This window comes from Bradyrhizobium sp. USDA3010 (assembly GCF_056429065.1).
Window position 1 is genome coordinate 17,279 of sequence record NZ_JBWJZD010000016.1, and the last position, 15,410, is coordinate 32,688.

Below are 15,410 nucleotides of genomic sequence, written 5' to 3' on the forward strand. Positions count from 1 at the left end.
GCCACTTGCTCAGGGACCAAAGCTCGAGCGGCTCTGGATCTTCCAGGCGCCGCCGAGCAGGCTCAGCACATAGAGGGAATCGTAGACCCCGATGACCGATCCGTCCTCGCGGTAGCGCGTATAGCGGACGGCGTAATGGGCCTTGGCCGGCGAGGACTGCACGAGCCTGGTCTCGTTCCAGACGCTGTGATGCCAGCCATCCTGTTTGCGCAGCCGCTCGAACAGGTCCATCGGATTGTTGCCGGGCTGCTGATAGACGGTGACCACGCCGCCGGCGATCCGCACATGCGGGAAGTGCATCAGCGCGCCCATGGCGGACGCGTCATAGCGATTAAGCGCCGCCATCCAGCGCGTCAGCACATCCTCGCATTTGGCCCGGTCGTCGCGCGAGATCTGCGCCTCTACGGTATAGGTCGCGGCCGGCTCCGGCATCACACGCCTCCGCTCTGCTTGTTGGCCCGGTCGGCCGGCACGGCGCACCCGGACAGGAACAGTGCGGTGCAAGCCTTGGCGCGCACTTCGATCTCGCTGCGCGTCGGCACTGGCTTGTGCCCGAACATGACGTCGCGCTGCGGCTTGAACACCAGCATGCCGAGCAGCATGCCTGCTGCGACTTCGGTGTCATCGAGCACGATCCGCCCTCGCCGCTGCTGGACGCCGAGCCAATTGGTCAGCGCGGCGATCGAGCGCTGCATGGCCTTCTCATAGAACGTCTCGGCGATGTCAGGGAATTTGTCGCTCTCGGCCAGGATGATCCGCTGCAGCGCTATGACCTCGGCATCGAGAATGAGCTCGGCGCAAGTCAGCAGCGCGGCCTCCAGCGCCGCCGCAACATTGCGGCCATCGCAGGCGCCGAGATTCACGATGGACACGAACCGCTCCACCCGATCGGTCACCATGCCTTCGAACAGCGCCAGCTTGGTCGGGATCAAACGATAGAGCGTCTTGGTGGACACGCCGGCGCGGCAGGCGACGTCGGCGATGCTGGCCGCGGCGAAGCCGCGCTCCGAGAATTCGCGCCGCGCGGCCTCATAGATCAGCGCGCGCGTCTCGTCGTCGGAACGAAGCTGTGGCCGCCCGCGGCCGCGCCGTTCCGGCGCCGACGCGGTCTGCTCTGTCTGGTCTTTGTCATTCCGGTTCATCCGCGAGCCATGCTTTTAGATGATGACTGTCATTCTATTGACAGTCCCAATATGGGCCCTATTTTGGAAAACATCAAGTTTCCTAATTATCCCGGGCCGTCGAAATCAAGAATCCTACGGTTTTCCAGCGGGATAGAACGATCAGGAGCGCCTGCCATGAGCCAGCACGAAACGTCCTTCAAGGCCGAGAGCCAGGTTCCGGCCGAGACCGCCAAGCAGTTGATCGCAAATCCGGAGGCGGCCAAGCCCCCCACAGCAAAGGGCAAGCTTCGCCGCCTGCTCATGACCGGCGCAGCCCTCGCCCTGCTCGCGGGCGGCGCCTGGTATGGCTGGGATTACTGGACAGTCGGCCGCTTTCAGGTCTCGACCGACGACGCCTATGTGAAGGCCGACAACACCACGATCGCACCGAAAGTGTCCGGCTATCTCAGCGCGGTGCTGGTGGGCGACAACGAGCATGTGCGCGCCGGCCAGATCCTGGCGCGGATCGACGAGCGCGATTTCAAGGTCGCGCTGGACCAGGCCAAGGCCGACGTCGCCGCCGCCGAAGCCGCGATCACCAGCAAGCGCGCGCAGCTCGACGTGCAGCACTCGGTGATCGAAGCGGCGCGCGCAACGCTCGCCGTGGATACCGCGAACCAGACCTTCGCCGAGCAGGAGAACAAGCGTTACACCGACCTCGCGGGCACCGGCTACGGCAGTGTGCAGAACGCGCAGCAGGCGCAGTCGCGCTACGCCAGCGCGCAGGCCGCCATCGCCCGCGACACCGCAAACCTCGCCTCCGCAGAGCGCCAGGTGGAACTGCTCAAGGCTGACATCGCCCAGGCCGTCGCGGCGCAGGCACGGGCGACCGCGCTCCAGCATCAGGCGGAGTTGAACCTCGGCTACACCACCATCATCGCGCCGATCGACGGTGTCGTCGGCAACCGTACCCTGCGCACCGGCCAGTTCGTCCAGGCCGGCACGCAACTGATGTCACTGGTGCCGGCCACCGGCGCCTACGTGATCGCGAACTACAAGGAGACGCAGCTCACCAACGTCCGCAAGGGGCAGCCGGTCGAGATCGAGGTCGACATGTTCCCCGGTCAGGTCGTACGCGGTCATGTCGACAGCCTCGCGCCGGCGAGCGGCCAGGAGTTCGCGCTGCTGCCACCAGACAACGCTACCGGCAACTTCACCAAGGTGGTGCAGCGCATTCCGGTGAAGATCGTGCTCGACGCCACGCAAGTCGAGCTGCGGCCGGGCATGTCGGTGATCCCCTCCATCGCGACGCTGCCGCATCCTGCCGAGGAAACTCCGCGCTCCAGCGCCTCGCCCAAGCTCGCTGTCGCCTCTTTCAAATAGGTGATGTCATGTCCGATCTCGCGCTCTCCTCCCCGGCTGCTGCGCCCCGGCCGGCTGCGGCAGCGGTCGATCCCAACCGCGCCAGCATGGCCGTCTGGATTTCCATCGTCGCCGCGATGATCGGCGCCTTCATGGCGATCCTCAACATCCAGATCACCAACGCCTCGCTGCTCAACATCGAGGGCGGCATCGGAACCGGGGTCGACAACGGCTCCTGGATCTCGACGTCCTATCTGATCGGCGAGATCGTGGTCATTCCGCTGACCGACTTTCTCAGCCGGGTGTTCTCGTTCCGCAAGATCATCATTGGCTTCGCCACCCTGTTTGCGATCTTCTCGGTCGCCTGCGCCTTCACCCACGATTTGCCGTCGATGATCGCGATGCGCGGCCTGCAGGGCTTCTTCGGCGGCGTGCTGATCCCGATGGCCTTCACGCTGGTCTTCACCAAGCTGCCGAAGGTACAGCAGCCGATCGGCCTTGCGATGTTCGCGCTCGCCGTGACCTTTGCGCCGGCGATCGGCCCGACCATCGGCGGCTACCTGACCGAGAATTACGGCTGGCAGACCATCTTCTTCGTCAACGTGATTCCGACCGCGGTCATGGTCATCACCCTTTCTTTCACCCTGGAACGCCAGTCGATGCAGCTGCATCTGCTGCGCGAGGGCGACTGGCTCGGCATCGCCACAATGGCAATCGGCCTCGCGTCGCTGCAGGCGGTGCTCGAGGAAGGCAACAAGGACGACTGGTTCGGCTCGCCCTTCATCGTCAAGCTCGCGGTGATCGCCGCCGTCAGCCTGACCCTGTTCGTCTGGATCGAGCTCGTGGTCGAGAAGCCGCTGCTCCGGCTGCGCCTCTTGACCCAGCGGAGCTTCGGCTTCGGCACGATCTCGGCGGTGTTCGTCGGCTTCGCGCTGTTCGGCTCGGTCTATCTGCTGCCGGCCTATCTCGGTCAGGTGCAGCGCTACAATGCCGAGCAGATCGGCCAGGTGCTGGCCTGGACCGGCCTGCCACAGCTGATCCTGATCCCGCTGGTGCCGAAGCTGATGCAGCGCTTCGACCCGCGCTTCATCGCCTTCACCGGCATGATCCTGTTCGCGATCTCATCCTTCATGAACATACAGATGTCGCTCGATTACTCCGGCGACCAGTTCTTCGTCCCGAATATCGTCCGTGCGGTCGGCCAGGCGATCATGCTGGCACCACTGTCGGCCGTCAGCCTCGGCAGCGTCGCGCCGCAGGATGCGCCGGCGGCCTCCGGTATCTCCAACATGATGCGCAACCTCGGCGGCGCGATCGGCACCGCGCTGCTCAGCACGATCGTCACCAAGCGTGAGCAATTCCACTCCAACATCATCGGCCAGTCCGTGCATCTCGGCCGCGACGAGGTGCGGACCCGGATCGCCGAGGTCACCAACTACTTCCTCAGCCACGGCATCTCGGACCCCGCCACCGCGCACAGCCAGGCGATCGTGGCGATCGGCAACATCGTGAAACGTCAGGCGCTGGTGCTTGGCTTCAGCGATGCCTTCGCGGTGATCGGCGTCGTGCTGGTGCTCGCTGCGATCGCGATCGTGTTGACCGGCAAGCCGAAGAACACCGCCGGCGGCGGCGCGGCGCATTGATCTCTCGTTGATCCCCGGGGCGACGGCCAGCGGCCGTCGTCCCCTCTCAGCTCGCCTCGCGCAGCTTGAAGCGCTGGATCTTTCCGGTCTGGGTCTTCGGCAACGCTTCGACAAAAGCGATCGCGCGGGGATACTTGTACGGCGCGATCGTCGCCTTGACGTGATCCTGCAACAGCTTGACCTCGACATCGTCGCTGCGCGCGCCCTGTTTCAGCACGATGAAGGCCGAGACGATCTGTCCCCGCTCCTCGTCAGGTGCGCCGATCACCGCGCATTCCGCGACATCGGGATGGCCGAGCAGCGCGGCCTCGACCTCGGGACCAGCGATGTTGTAGCCCGCCGAGATGATCATGTCGTCGGCGCGCGCCACGAATGACAGCCGGCCGTTTTCGTCGCTGACGAAGGCATCGCCGGTGATGTTCCAGCCGTCGCGGACATATTTGGTCTGCCGGGAGTCGGCGAGATAGCGGCAGCCGGTCGGGCCGCGCACCGCCAGCTTGCCGACCTGGCCCGGCGGCAACTCGTTCATGTCCTCGTCGACGATCCTGGCCTGGTAGCCGGTAACAGGGGTGCCCGTGGTGCCAGCGACGGCGCTGCCGGCGCGGTTGGTGATGAAGATGTGCAGCAGCTCGGTGCTGCCAATGCCGTCGAGGATCGGCTTGCCGGTCTTCTTGGTCCAGCTCTCGAACACCGGCGCCGGCAGCGTCTCGCCGGCCGAGACCGCGAGCCGCAGCGACGACAGATCCGCGCCCTTGTCCATCGCGGCCATCATCGCCCGATAGGCGGTCGGCGCCGTGAAGCAGATCGTCGCCTTATAGGTCTCGATGATCCGGATCATCTCGCTCGGCGCCGCGTTCTCCAGCAGCGTCGCGGTGGCGCCGAAGCGCAGCGGGAAGATCGCGAGCCCGCCAAGGCCAAACGTAAATGCGAGCGGCGGCGAGCCGACGAACACGTCGTCCGGCGTCACCTTGAGCACTTCCCTGGCATAGCCGTCCGCCACGATCAGGAGATCGCGGTGGAAATGCATCGTCGCCTTCGGCTCGCCCGTGGTGCCCGACGTGAAGCCGAGCAGCGCGACGTCGTCGCGGCCGGTCTTCACCGCATCGAACTTGACCGGCTTGTTCAGCGCGATCCGGTCGAGCTCGGCATCGTGGTTTTGCGTGCCGTCGAAATTGACGACCTGCTTGAGGAATTTGCTGGTCTTGGCGCAGGCCACCAGCTCATCCGCGATGCGGCTGTCGGTCAGCGCCAGCGCAATCTCGGCCTTGTCGACGATCTTGGCCAATTCGCCGGCGCGCAGCATCGGCATGGTGTTGACGACGACGGCACCGGCCTTGGTCGCCGCGAGCCAGGCCGCGACCAGCGCAGGGTTGTTGCCCGAGCGGATCAGGACGCGATTGCCGGGCTTGACGCCGTAATTCTCCACCAGCGCATGCGCCAGGCGGTTCGACCAGTCGGTCAATTCCTTGTAGGTGCGTTGGCGGCCATTGCCGATCAGCGCGATGCGATCGCCCATGCCCTGCTCGACGATGCGGTCGGTCAGCTCGACCGCGGCGTTGAGATAATCGGGATAGCTGAATTCGGGCCGGTCGAGCAGCAGCTGCGGCCATTGCTCTGATGGCGGCAGGTTGCGCCGCGCGAAATCGTCGACATGCCCGGAAGGGCCGAGCCCGGGAAATTCACCTGACATTCGAATGCCCCTCGCTTTCCGTCCAGAAAGGCCAAGATCAACATCGAGAAGACCAGTATCGAGGACGCCCGGCAGCGTTCCGATCGCCAATCATTTTATACTTAAAATAATTTGGCGCAAGGGTGGATATCGCGCGGACATGGCGCGGTCCCGCAAACCTCAGATCTGCGTGAGCTGCTTCAGCCGCGCGACCATCGCCGAGCCCGGGTCGGCGAGCGGCGCGATCGCGGTGAAATGATTGGCATCGGGCACGGTGCCGAACCGCGTCGCCACGCCCGCTTTACCCCAGACATCGGCGATGGTCCGGCTTTGCCGGTGATATTCGGCGCTCTCGGCGCCACCAACCACCGCATCGAGCGTCGCGCCTGCAGGCGCTTTCCAGAGCAGCGGGCTCACCGCCCGTGCTGCATCGCGGTCAAGACCGAGCGCCTTGTTGATGGAGGTGCCGACCAGCGGCTCGAGCTCGAACAGGCCGGAGATCGCGTAAGCAGCCCTGACCAGATTCGTCGGCAGCGACGCATCATAGGCCGGCCAATCGGTCGCGAGCATGCATGCGGCAAGATGCCCGCCCGCGGAATGCCCTGACATGACCAGCGGCCGGCCGAGCTTCGCCAGTTCGCGGGACGCCGCGCGCATCTCGCCGATGATGTCGTCAACCGTGACGTTGGGGCAGAGGTCGTAACTCGGCACCGCGACGCTGATGCCGTGACCATTGAGGCCCCGCGCGCAGTGGCTCGACGACGAACCATCGAGCGCCTGCCAATAGCCGCCGTGGATGAAGACCACGAGCGGCCCGTCGCGATCGCCCTCAAAAAGATCGATGACGTTGCGGCTGCCCGGACCATAGGTCAGCCGCCGCGGCGGGTGCCGCTCACGATAGGCCGCCGAGTCCCTCGCCCAGCCGGCCATCAGCGCCGGGTTTTCCGGCACGCGCGCGCGGTTGTTGTATTCGACCTCGTAATCGATCTCGCCCACCGCTCAAGCAGTCCTCGCCTTGGCGGAGCGCTGCGCCGAGCCCTTGGCCTTGGCGAGCAGCCGCATCAGTTCGCGAATGTCCTTCGGCGACAGGTCGCCGAATATATCGGCGATCCATTTCTCATGCTCGGCCGCCATCTTGCGGAACTCGGAGCGGCCGAGCTTGGTCAGCCGGATGAACTGCACGCGGCGGTCGGTCTCCGAGGTGCGGCGATCGAGATGGCCTGATTCAACCAGGCGCTCGACCAGCCCGGTGACGTTGCCGTTGGAGACCATCATCCGCTTCGACAGGTCCGACAGCGTCATGCCATCGGACACCTTGTCGAGCTGGGCCATCAGGTCGAAGCGCGGCAGCGTGACGTCGAACTTCTCACGCAGCCGGCTGCGCACCTCGCCTTCGATCAGCGTGGTGCAGGTCAAGAGACGCAGCCACAGCCTGAGCTCGGTGCCGTGATCGTCGGGCAGTTCGACGGCTTTGGTTTCGGAATCGAGGATCATGCGGCGATCGTGCCTCCGCGGCAGGTTTCGGTCGGGCCGATTGCTTTGAGCTTCAAGCAATTCGCGGCATCCCGCAAGGACAATTGCGAATCCTGTCGGACACGCCCGGCCAATCCTGCAATTTCTTTAAACTTCAAGCAATTGGCGCGGCGCTTGCATGTGCAACACCTGGAAGGCGCGCGGCGATCGCCCTGACGCAATGCCACATCGCTTGCAGCGGTCGCGCGCGTCAGACTAAGCTGAGGTCAAATAGGCCGAAGCCGAAACATCAAGGCAGTGGTTTGGGGGAGAGACATGAAACAATTGACGAAGCTCGTGGGACTGGCGGCGCTGCTGGGTATCGCGGTGACGCCGGCGGCTGCCCAGGAGAAGATCAAGATCGGCGTGCTGGTGACGACGTCGGGACCAGCCGCGGCGCTTGGCCAGCAGGTTCGCGACGGCTTTGCGCTCGCGATCAAGGACCTCGGCGGCAAGATGGCCGGCCGCGAGGTCGAGATCGTCAACGCCGACGATGAGCTCAAGCCCGACGGTGCCGTGGTCAAGGTGCGCGGCCTGCTCGAGCGCGACAAGGTCGATTTCGTGGTCGGCCCGATCTTCTCCAACATCCTGCAGGCGATCCACCGCCCGGTCACCGAGAGCAAGACTTTCCTGATCAGCCCGAATGCGGGCCCCTCCAGCTACGCCGGCAAGGAGTGCAACCCGTTCTTCTACGTGACGTCGTACCAGAACGACCAGGTGCACGAGGTCCTCGGCAAGGTGGCACAGGACCGCGGCTACAAGCGCGTCTATTTGCTGGTGCCGAACTATCAGGCCGGCCGCGACTCCGTCGCCGGCTTCAAGCTCGACTACAAGGGCGAGATCGTCGAGGAATCCTACACACCGCTGAACACGCTGGATTTCCAGCCCGAACTTTCCAAGATCGCCTCGCTGAAGCCGGACGCGCTGTTCACCTTCATGCCGGGCGGCATGGGCGTGAACCTCGTGAAGCAGTACAAGCAGGCTGGCGCCACCGTGCCGGTGCTCTCCGCCTTCACCGTCGACGAATCCACCCTGCCTGCGCAGCAGGACGCCGCCGTCGGCATGTTCGGCGGTGCGAACTGGGCGCCGAACCTTGACAATCCGCAGAGCAAGAAATTCGTCGCGGCCTATGAGGCGGCTTACAACGGTGTGCCCGGCACCTACGCCATGCAGGCCTATGACGCAGCACTGCTGATCGACAGCGCAGTCAAGGCCGTGAAGGGCGACCTCTCCAACAAGGACGCGGTCGCGGCGGCGCTGAAGAAGGCCGACTTCACCTCGCTGCGCGGTAACTTCAAGTTCAACAACAACGGCTATCCGATCCAGGATTTCTACCTCACCAAGGTCGCGAAGCGGCCGGACGGCAAATTCCAGACCGAGATCGTCGAAAAGGTGTTTTCGAATTATGGCGACCGCTACGCCAAGGACTGCGCAGCCAAGTAGCTCACACGAAGCGTTTTCAAGCGAGGTGGATACCGGTTCGCGTGAAGAAAACGCGCAAGATTGAAACATGGAGGAAGTACAAACATGAAAGACGAGATCGCCGGCATCACCCGCGCCAATGAGGGCATCCAGGGCATTTCCTGGAGCATCCTCGGCCAGACCTATGTGCCGAAGAGCCGCACCGAGCATTCCTTCTCCTGGCACGCCACCTTCCCGCCGGGCACCTTCGTCCCGCCGCATATCCATCCCGACCAGGACGAATACCTCTACATCCTCGAAGGCAAGCTCGACTTCATGCTCGACGGCGCCGATGAGTCAGCAACTCCAGGCGATCTGGTGCGGCTGCCGATGGGCAAGCCGCACGGCATCTTCAACAAATCGCAGCAGCCGGCCAAGACGCTGTTCTGGGTGTCGCCGACCCGCAGGCTCTACGACCTGTTCTGGGCGATCCACAACATGAAGGAGCAGAACCCGGACGACGTGGTACGGCTCGCCGCCGAGCACAACATCCACTTCCTGCCGCCGCCTCCGGCGTAGCATGCGCGGACCTATCTCCGTCATCCCCGCGCAATGGCTACGCCATTGTCGCTGGAGGAGCGCGTAGCGCGTCTCGAAGGATGCACGGCCCGGCTCGTGGCCGTCGACCTTTCGAGACGGCCGCGCTGCGGCCTCCTCCAGCGACAACGGCGAAGCCGTTGCGCAGGGGTGACGGATCGACGGATCGGACGTTGCCTCCTACTGCCGCGCCACCACGCGCGCGGCAAAGCCAGCCTTCGCGGCATAGCCGCGCACGATCGCCTCGCGGGCTTCGTAATTGAGAATGGTGTCGACGTCGGTAAAGCCCTGCGGCGCGAGCTGCTCGACGGCGTCGATCACGCCCTCCGGCCCGCCACGGCGGTTGGAGGCGACGATGTCGGCGGTCATCGGCAGCCGCTGCCGCTCATAGCCGGCCAGCGCCTGGCGCGGATGCTCCGACCGCGCCAGCATGTCGGCGAGGCAGCGCGCATCGAGAATGGCCTGCGACGCGCCGTTCGAGCCGACCGGATACATCGGATGCGCGGCGTCGCCGAGCAGCGTGACGCGGCCGCTCGACCAATAGGGCAGCGGATCGCGGTCGCAGCACGGATACTCCCAGAACTCCGGCGTCGCGTTGATCAGGCCGGCGAAGTCGACCTGCGGGATGGTGAAGCTCGTGACATAGGGCATCATCTCCTCGCGCCGGCCGAGATTGGACCAGCCCTCGCGACGCGGCGGCGGCGAGGAGCCGTCGCCGATCCGCACCAGCACCGCCCAATTGGTGAGGCGGCTTGCCGGGCTCGATCCCGGCGCGATCGGATAGATCACGGCCTTGGCATTCAAGCCGCCGGCGATGATCATCGAACGTCCGGTCAGGAAGGCCGGCCAATCAGTCGCGCCGCGCCACAGCATCAGCCCATTCCAGCACGGCCCGCCCTCGTCGGGAAACAGAGTCTGCCGCACCTTGGAGTGGATGCCGTCGGCGCCGATCAGGATGTCGCCACGCGCAGTGTGCACATGGCTGCCGCTGCGATCGAAGAAATAGGCCGAGACGCCGCCCTCGTCCTGCGTGAAGGAGCCGAGCCGGCAGCCGGTGCGGATCGCATCCGCGCCAAGCCGGTCGATGACGGCCTGGTGGATCACGCCCTGCAGGCGGCCGCGATGAACAGAGAATTGCGGCACGTCGTGGCCGGCATCGAGCCCGCGCTTCTCGTGCCAGACCTGCTGGCCGTGCCGCGTCAGATAGAACAGCTCATAGGTGCGGATCGCGACCTCGTCGAGCTTGTCGAGCAGGCCAAGCCCCGCCAGCTCGCGGATCGCATGCGGCAACGTATTGATGCCGACGCCGAGCTCGCGGATCATCTCCGACTGCTCGTACAGCTCGCAACTGATGCCGCGCGACCGCAGCATCAGCGCAGTGGTGAGGCCTCCGATCCCGCCTCCGACGATAATCGCCTTCATCGTCCCCACCTCCACTCACAACAGGACGCTTTTACGCTTTCGCCTAAGGTCGCACGGCCCTTTGTCCGGCCGCAAGCGGGTTTGTAGCCGCCGGTCTTTGCCAATCCGCGCTGTTTCGCCTTAGGATTAACATTCGCTCATCGCATCCCCGCCTATGTCCATCACCCTGAGGAGCCGCGAAGCGGCGTCTCGAAGGGTCGACGGCCACCAGCCGGGCCGTGCATCCTTCGAGGCTCGCAAGGGCTCGCACCTCAGGATGACGGGTTTGACAACCCCGCATCATCGTCAATCCGGCACCACCGCAATCGCCTGGATTTCCACCTTGGCGCGGTCCTCGATCAGGCCCGCAACCTGAATCGCGGTCATCGCCGGAAACCGCCGGCCGATCACGTCGCGATAGACCCCACCGATCTCCTTCAGCCGCGCGGAATATTCCTTGCGATCGAGCAAGAACCAGGTCATCGACACGATGTGCTCGGGCCCGGCCCCGCCGGCGGCGGCGACCGCGACGATGTTGCGCAGGGTCTGGCCGATCTGCGCCACGAGGTCGTCGCTCTCGAACACGCATTGCCCGTTCCAGCCGATCTGGCCTGCGATGAAGAGCTGTTTGCCGCGCGCGGCCATGCCGTTGGCGTAGCCGATCGGCTTCGCCCATCCGTCCGGTTGCAGGATCTCGATCATCTCAATTGCCCTCGAAGGCGGGTTTCTGCTTGGCGGCGAAGGCCTCGAAGGCGCGGCGGAAATCGCCCGTCACCATGCAGATCGCCTGCGCCTGCGCTTCGGACTCGATCATCTCGTCGACGCCCATCGCCCATTCCTGGTTGAACATCGTTTTCGTGATGCCATGGGCGAACCACGGTCCATCCGCAAGCGAGCGCGCCAGCTCCTGCGCGGCGGCGGCGAGCTCGGCCGGCGGCACGAGGCGGTTGTGGAAGCCCCACGCAAAGCCTTCGTCGGCACTCATCGCGCGGCCGGTGTAGAGCAGATCGGCGGCACGGCCCTGCCCGATCACGCGCGGCAACAATCCGCACGCCCCCATGTCGGCGCCGGCAAGGCCGACGCGGGTGAACAGGAACGCGGTCTTGGCTTGCGGCGTCGCCAGCCGCAGGTCGGACGCCAGCGCCAGCATCGCGCCGGCCCCGGCGCAGGTGCCGTCGATCGCGGCGACGATGATCTGCGGGCATTTGCGCATCGCCCGCACCACCTCACCGGTCATCCGGGTGAAGGCGAGCAGGTCCGGCATCGCCATCCGCGTCAACGGCTCGATGATCTCGAACACGTCGCCGCCGGAGCAGAAATTGCCCTCGGCGCCGGTCAGCACGATGGCGCGGACGTCGGAAGCATATTTCAGGTTGGTGAAGAGATCGCGCAGCTCCTCGTAGGACTCGAAGGTCAGCGGGTTCTTCTTGTCCGGCCGGTTCAGCGTGATGGTTGCGACACGGCCGCTCGCGTCGGTCGACCAACGGAAGTGTTTTGCCGGATAATCCCTGAACGGACGGAGCTTTGCTGTCATCTCGGACATGATGTGTTCCTTCACCCGGTAAAGACTTCGCCGCCAGCAACCGCCACGGCCTGTCCATTGATTGACGATGCGCCCTCGGAGGCAAGCCAGAGGATGCTGTCGGCGACCTCCTCCGGCGTGACCAGCCGCTGCATTGGATTGACCTTGGCGAGCGAAGCCCGCGCCTCCTGCTCGCTGCGCCCGGTCTTGGCGACGATGTTGGCGGCCGCATCCGCCACCAGCGGCGTATCGGTGTAGCCGGGGCAGACCGCATTCACGGTGACGCCGCGCCGGGCGTACTCCAGCGCCAGCGAGCGCGTCAGGCCGACGACGCCGTGCTTGGCGGCGACATAGGCCGAGACATAGGCGTAGCCGGTGAGGCCCGCAGTCGAGGCCACGTTGATCACCCGCCCGCGGCCGCGCTGCGCCATCCGCGGCAGCACGGCGTGCGTCACCAGGAACACACTGGAGAGATTGCTCGCCAGCATGTCCGCCCACAGCGCCGCGTTCGTCTTGTCGAACGGCGCACTTGCAGCCTTGCCGGCATTGTTGACGAGAATATCGATCGGGCCGGCCTCCGCCTCGATCTGCGTGATACCCTTGGTCACCGCCGTTTCATCGGTCACGTCGATCGCAACAACAGCGCCAGCGCGCTCACCGAGCAACGAAGCCGTCGCCTTCAGCACATCGATCCGGCGACCAGCGATGCTGACGCGCACGCCGGCTGTTGCGAGTGCGACCGCCGTTGCGGCGCCGATGCCGGAACCGGCTCCGGTGACCAGCGCATGGGCATTGGGCCAGAACCTCATCATGCCTTCACTCCCGCGGCTGTGCGTTCGAGATTGGCCTCGTATTGCGACTTGCCCGACAGATACTGCTTCGGCCAGGCGACCTGCTTGACGCCGATTTTCGCGGCCTCGTGCAGCGTCCAGGCCGGGTCGGCGAGATGCGGCCGCGCGATGGCGCAGAGATCGGCGCGGCCGGCGGCGATGATCGAGTTGGCGTGATCGGCCTCCGAGATCGCCCCGACCGCGATGGTGGCGATACCGACTTCGTTGCGGATCTTGTCGGCGAACGGCGTCTGGTAGAGCCGGCCATAGATCGGATGATCGTCGGCCCAGACCTGGCCCGAGGAGCAATCGATCAGGTCGGCACCGGCTTCCTTGAACAGTTTTGCGAAGGCTAGCGCATCCTCGGGCGTGTTGCCGCCCTCAGCCCAGTCGTGACAGGACAGGCGAACCGACATCGGCCTGTCCTCCGGCCACACCGCGCGGATAGCGCGGAACACTTCCAGCGGATAGCGCGCGCGGTTCTCGATCGATCCGCCATAGCCGTCGCTGCGGCGATTGGTCAGCGGCGAGAGGAAGCTCGACAGCAGATAGCCGTGGGCGCAGTGCAGCTCCAGAATATCGAAGCCCGCGGCGGCGGCGCGCCTGGCGGCGGCAACGAACTGGTCGCGCACCTCGTCCATCTCGGCGCGGCTCATCGGCTCCGGGATCTGTCCGTCGGGCAGATAAGGCACCGGCGAGGCCGACACCAGCGGCCAGTTATGGTCCGGCAGCGGCTCGTCCATGCCTTCCCAGGCAACGCGCGTCGAGCCCTTGCGGCCGGCATGGCCGAGCTGGATGCCGATCCGGGCTTGCGAATTGCGATGCACGAACTCGACGATCCGCTTGTAGGCCACGGCCTGTTCGTCGTTCCACAGGCCGCAGCAGCCGGGCGTGATCCGTGCCTCCGGCGAGACGCAAGTCATCTCGGTGAACAGCAGCCCGGCGCCGCCGAGCGCCCGGGAGCCGAAATGCACCAGGTGGAAGTCGTTCGGCACGCCCTCTTCCGCCGAATACATCGCCATCGGCGAGACGATGATCCGATTGTGCAGCGACAGGCCGCGGATCTGGAACGGGGTCAGCATCGGCGGCGTGACGCGGTCGTTGGTCGCGGGCACGCCGCTGCGCTCGGCAAACCAGCGCTCATAGCCCTCGAGCCATGTCTTGTCGCGCAGCCGCAGATTCTCGTGGCTGATGCGCTGCGAGCGGGTCAGCAGCGAATACATGAACTGCTCCGGCTCCAGCGTATCGGCGTAGCGCGAGCCGACCACCTCGAACCATTCCATCGCATTGCGCGCCGCATTCTGGATCCGTGCCACGTCGACCCGGCGCAGTTCCTCGTAAGCCTTCAGCACGGCGGGAATGCTGTCCTTCGTCGCGCCGTGGGTCTTGAACTGGTTGGTCAGCTCGATCGCATCTTCCAGCGCGAGCTTGGTCCCTGAGCCGATCGCGAAATGCGCGGTGTGGGCGGCATCGCCCATCAGCACGACATGGCTGTTGCCGTTGAACGCGGTCCACTTGCCGCAGATCAGCCGTGGAAACGACAGCCAGGCCGAGCCGCGCAGGTGCCGCGCGTTGGAGACCAGATGATGCCCCTCGAGGATTTCCGCGAACACCTTCTCGCAGAACGCGATGGATTCGGCCTGATCCATCCTGTCGAGGCCGTGGGCGAGATACGCCTCCTCGGTGGTCTCGACGATGAAGGTCGCCGCGCCCTCCTCGAACTTGTAGATGTGCGACTGGAACCAGCCATGCTCGGTCTTGCGGAAGTCGAAGGTGAAGGCATCGAACGGCCTGACGGTGCCGAGCCAGATATAGCGGTTCGGCCGCATCAGCATGTCGGGCTGGAAGGTCTCGGCATATTTGGCGCGGATCTTCGAGTTCACGCCGTCGCACGCCACGATCAGATCGGCACCCGGAAACTCGAGATCGGAATTGACCTCGCGCTCGAAGATCAATTCGACGCCGAGCTCCTCGGCCCGCGCCTGCAGGATGTTGAGCAGCCGCTTGCGGCCGATGCCGACGAAGCCGTGCCCGGTGGTGCGCATCCGGCGGCCCTTGATCAGGACCTCGATGTCGTCCCAGTGGTTGAAGGCCTGCTCGATCGTGTCGGCGGTGACCGGGTCCCATTTGCGCATGTTGTCCATGGTCGCATCGGAGAACACCACGCCGAAGCCGAACGTGTCATAGGGCCGGTTGCGCTCGACCACGGAGATCTGGTGCGCGGGATCCAGCATCTTCATCAGGATGCCGAAGTAGAGCCCGGCCGGCCCGCCTCCAATGCAAACGATGCGCATGGCGTTCTCCCGTTGGCTTCGGCCGGGGTCGTTTTCCCCCAGGGAGCCGATGAGGGATAATATTTTATACTTAAAA

The 15,410-nt window shown here is 65.1% G+C and carries 14 protein-coding genes; 4 read left to right on the plus strand and 10 right to left on the minus strand.

Annotated elements, in window-relative coordinates; all coding sequences use genetic code 11:
* Positions 1–9: 9 nt before the first annotated feature.
* Positions 10–432: a hypothetical protein gene (locus tag AC066Y_RS23325; protein WP_478275910.1), complete on the minus strand. Its 423-nt coding sequence runs from the start codon at positions 430–432 to the stop codon at positions 10–12.
* Positions 432–1,142 carry a TetR/AcrR family transcriptional regulator gene (locus AC066Y_RS23330; protein WP_478275911.1) on the minus strand — a complete coding sequence of 237 codons (711 nt, stop codon included), beginning with the start codon at positions 1,140–1,142 and terminating at the stop codon, positions 432–434. Before AC066Y_RS23330 ends, AC066Y_RS23325 begins: the two co-directional genes overlap by 1 nt.
* Positions 1,143–1,298: 156 nt before the next feature.
* Here AC066Y_RS23330 and AC066Y_RS23335 point away from each other — a divergent pair, with 156 nt between their 5' ends.
* Complete coding sequence (locus AC066Y_RS23335; RefSeq protein WP_478275912.1) at positions 1,299–2,486, plus strand: HlyD family secretion protein; 1,188 nt, start codon at positions 1,299–1,301, stop codon at positions 2,484–2,486.
* An 8-nt stretch (positions 2,487–2,494) separates the two neighbouring features.
* On the plus strand, positions 2,495–4,108 hold the full coding sequence (locus tag AC066Y_RS23340) for a DHA2 family efflux MFS transporter permease subunit (RefSeq protein ID WP_478275913.1): 1,614 nt from the start codon (positions 2,495–2,497) through the stop codon (positions 4,106–4,108).
* 46 nt (positions 4,109–4,154) lie between these two features.
* On the opposite strand, the gene AC066Y_RS23345 is transcribed toward AC066Y_RS23340, so the two are convergent.
* The 3 genes from AC066Y_RS23345 to AC066Y_RS23355 all read right to left on the minus strand — a co-directional run bounded on the left by AC066Y_RS23345 (position 4,155) and on the right by AC066Y_RS23355 (position 7,271).
* Positions 4,155–5,798, minus strand: a complete 1,644-nt coding sequence (locus AC066Y_RS23345) for a benzoate-CoA ligase family protein (protein ID WP_478275914.1) — start codon at positions 5,796–5,798, stop codon at positions 4,155–4,157.
* Between the two features lie 159 nt (positions 5,799–5,957).
* The gene (locus tag AC066Y_RS23350) at positions 5,958–6,773 is read right to left on the minus strand and encodes an alpha/beta hydrolase (RefSeq protein ID WP_478275915.1); all 816 of its coding nucleotides are present in this window, start codon (positions 6,771–6,773) and stop codon (positions 5,958–5,960) included.
* A gap of 3 nt (positions 6,774–6,776) precedes the next feature.
* Positions 6,777–7,271 (minus strand): MarR family winged helix-turn-helix transcriptional regulator, encoded by a 495-nt coding sequence (locus AC066Y_RS23355; protein ID WP_478275916.1) that lies wholly within the window; start codon positions 7,269–7,271, stop codon positions 6,777–6,779.
* A gap of 294 nt (positions 7,272–7,565) precedes the next feature.
* On the opposite strand from AC066Y_RS23355, the gene AC066Y_RS23360 reads away from it, so the two are divergent.
* Together AC066Y_RS23360 and AC066Y_RS23365 are read left to right on the plus strand one after the other, a co-directional pair.
* A complete protein-coding gene (locus AC066Y_RS23360; protein WP_478275917.1) occupies positions 7,566–8,732 on the plus strand; it encodes an ABC transporter substrate-binding protein in 1,167 nt (388 codons plus the stop codon).
* Positions 8,733–8,816: 84 nt separating this feature from the next.
* Entirely contained in the window at positions 8,817–9,269 is a 453-nt protein-coding gene (locus AC066Y_RS23365) for a cupin domain-containing protein (protein WP_026192554.1), read from the plus strand.
* Between the two features lie 198 nt (positions 9,270–9,467).
* On the opposite strand, the gene AC066Y_RS23370 is transcribed toward AC066Y_RS23365, so the two are convergent.
* The 5 genes from AC066Y_RS23370 to AC066Y_RS23390 form a co-directional block, all read right to left on the minus strand.
* Complete coding sequence (locus AC066Y_RS23370; protein ID WP_478275918.1) at positions 9,468–10,709, minus strand: flavin-dependent oxidoreductase; 1,242 nt, start codon at positions 10,707–10,709, stop codon at positions 9,468–9,470.
* A gap of 285 nt (positions 10,710–10,994) precedes the next feature.
* Positions 10,995–11,390, minus strand: a complete 396-nt coding sequence (locus AC066Y_RS23375; protein ID WP_176532380.1) for a RidA family protein — start codon at positions 11,388–11,390, stop codon at positions 10,995–10,997.
* A gap of 1 nt (position 11,391) precedes the next feature.
* The gene (locus AC066Y_RS23380) at positions 11,392–12,231 is read right to left on the minus strand and encodes an enoyl-CoA hydratase family protein (RefSeq protein WP_478275919.1); all 840 of its coding nucleotides are present in this window, start codon (positions 12,229–12,231) and stop codon (positions 11,392–11,394) included.
* Between the two features lie 11 nt (positions 12,232–12,242).
* Positions 12,243–13,022, minus strand: a complete 780-nt coding sequence (locus AC066Y_RS23385) for an SDR family NAD(P)-dependent oxidoreductase (RefSeq protein ID WP_478275920.1) — start codon at positions 13,020–13,022, stop codon at positions 12,243–12,245.
* Positions 13,019–15,334, minus strand: coding sequence for a bifunctional salicylyl-CoA 5-hydroxylase/oxidoreductase (locus AC066Y_RS23390; RefSeq protein WP_478275921.1), 2,316 nt, complete (start codon positions 15,332–15,334; stop codon positions 13,019–13,021). Before AC066Y_RS23390 ends, AC066Y_RS23385 begins: the two co-directional genes overlap by 4 nt.
* Positions 15,335–15,410: the final 76 nt, after the last annotated feature.

Excerpts from the sequence above, each read along its gene's own strand:
- AC066Y_RS23325 (WP_478275910.1), bottom strand. The coding sequence starts at position 432 with ATGCCGGAGCCGGCCGCGACCTATACCGTAGAGGCGCAGATCTCGCGC.
- AC066Y_RS23330 (WP_478275911.1), bottom strand. The coding sequence starts at position 1,142 with ATGAACCGGAATGACAAAGACCAGACAGAGCAGACCGCGTCGGCGCCG.
- AC066Y_RS23335 (WP_478275912.1), top strand. The coding sequence starts at position 1,299 with ATGAGCCAGCACGAAACGTCCTTCAAGGCCGAGAGCCAGGTTCCGGCC.
- AC066Y_RS23340 (WP_478275913.1), top strand. The coding sequence starts at position 2,495 with ATGTCCGATCTCGCGCTCTCCTCCCCGGCTGCTGCGCCCCGGCCGGCT.
- AC066Y_RS23345 (WP_478275914.1), bottom strand. The coding sequence starts at position 5,798 with ATGTCAGGTGAATTTCCCGGGCTCGGCCCTTCCGGGCATGTCGACGAT.
- AC066Y_RS23355 (WP_478275916.1), bottom strand. The coding sequence starts at position 7,271 with ATGATCCTCGATTCCGAAACCAAAGCCGTCGAACTGCCCGACGATCAC.
- AC066Y_RS23360 (WP_478275917.1), top strand. The coding sequence starts at position 7,566 with ATGAAACAATTGACGAAGCTCGTGGGACTGGCGGCGCTGCTGGGTATC.
- AC066Y_RS23365 (WP_026192554.1), top strand. The coding sequence starts at position 8,817 with ATGAAAGACGAGATCGCCGGCATCACCCGCGCCAATGAGGGCATCCAG.
- AC066Y_RS23370 (WP_478275918.1), bottom strand. The coding sequence starts at position 10,709 with ATGAAGGCGATTATCGTCGGAGGCGGGATCGGAGGCCTCACCACTGCG.
- AC066Y_RS23375 (WP_176532380.1), bottom strand. The coding sequence starts at position 11,390 with ATGATCGAGATCCTGCAACCGGACGGATGGGCGAAGCCGATCGGCTAC.
- AC066Y_RS23380 (WP_478275919.1), bottom strand. The coding sequence starts at position 12,231 with ATGTCCGAGATGACAGCAAAGCTCCGTCCGTTCAGGGATTATCCGGCA.
- AC066Y_RS23385 (WP_478275920.1), bottom strand. The coding sequence starts at position 13,022 with ATGATGAGGTTCTGGCCCAATGCCCATGCGCTGGTCACCGGAGCCGGT.
- AC066Y_RS23390 (WP_478275921.1), bottom strand. The coding sequence starts at position 15,334 with ATGCGCATCGTTTGCATTGGAGGCGGGCCGGCCGGGCTCTACTTCGGC.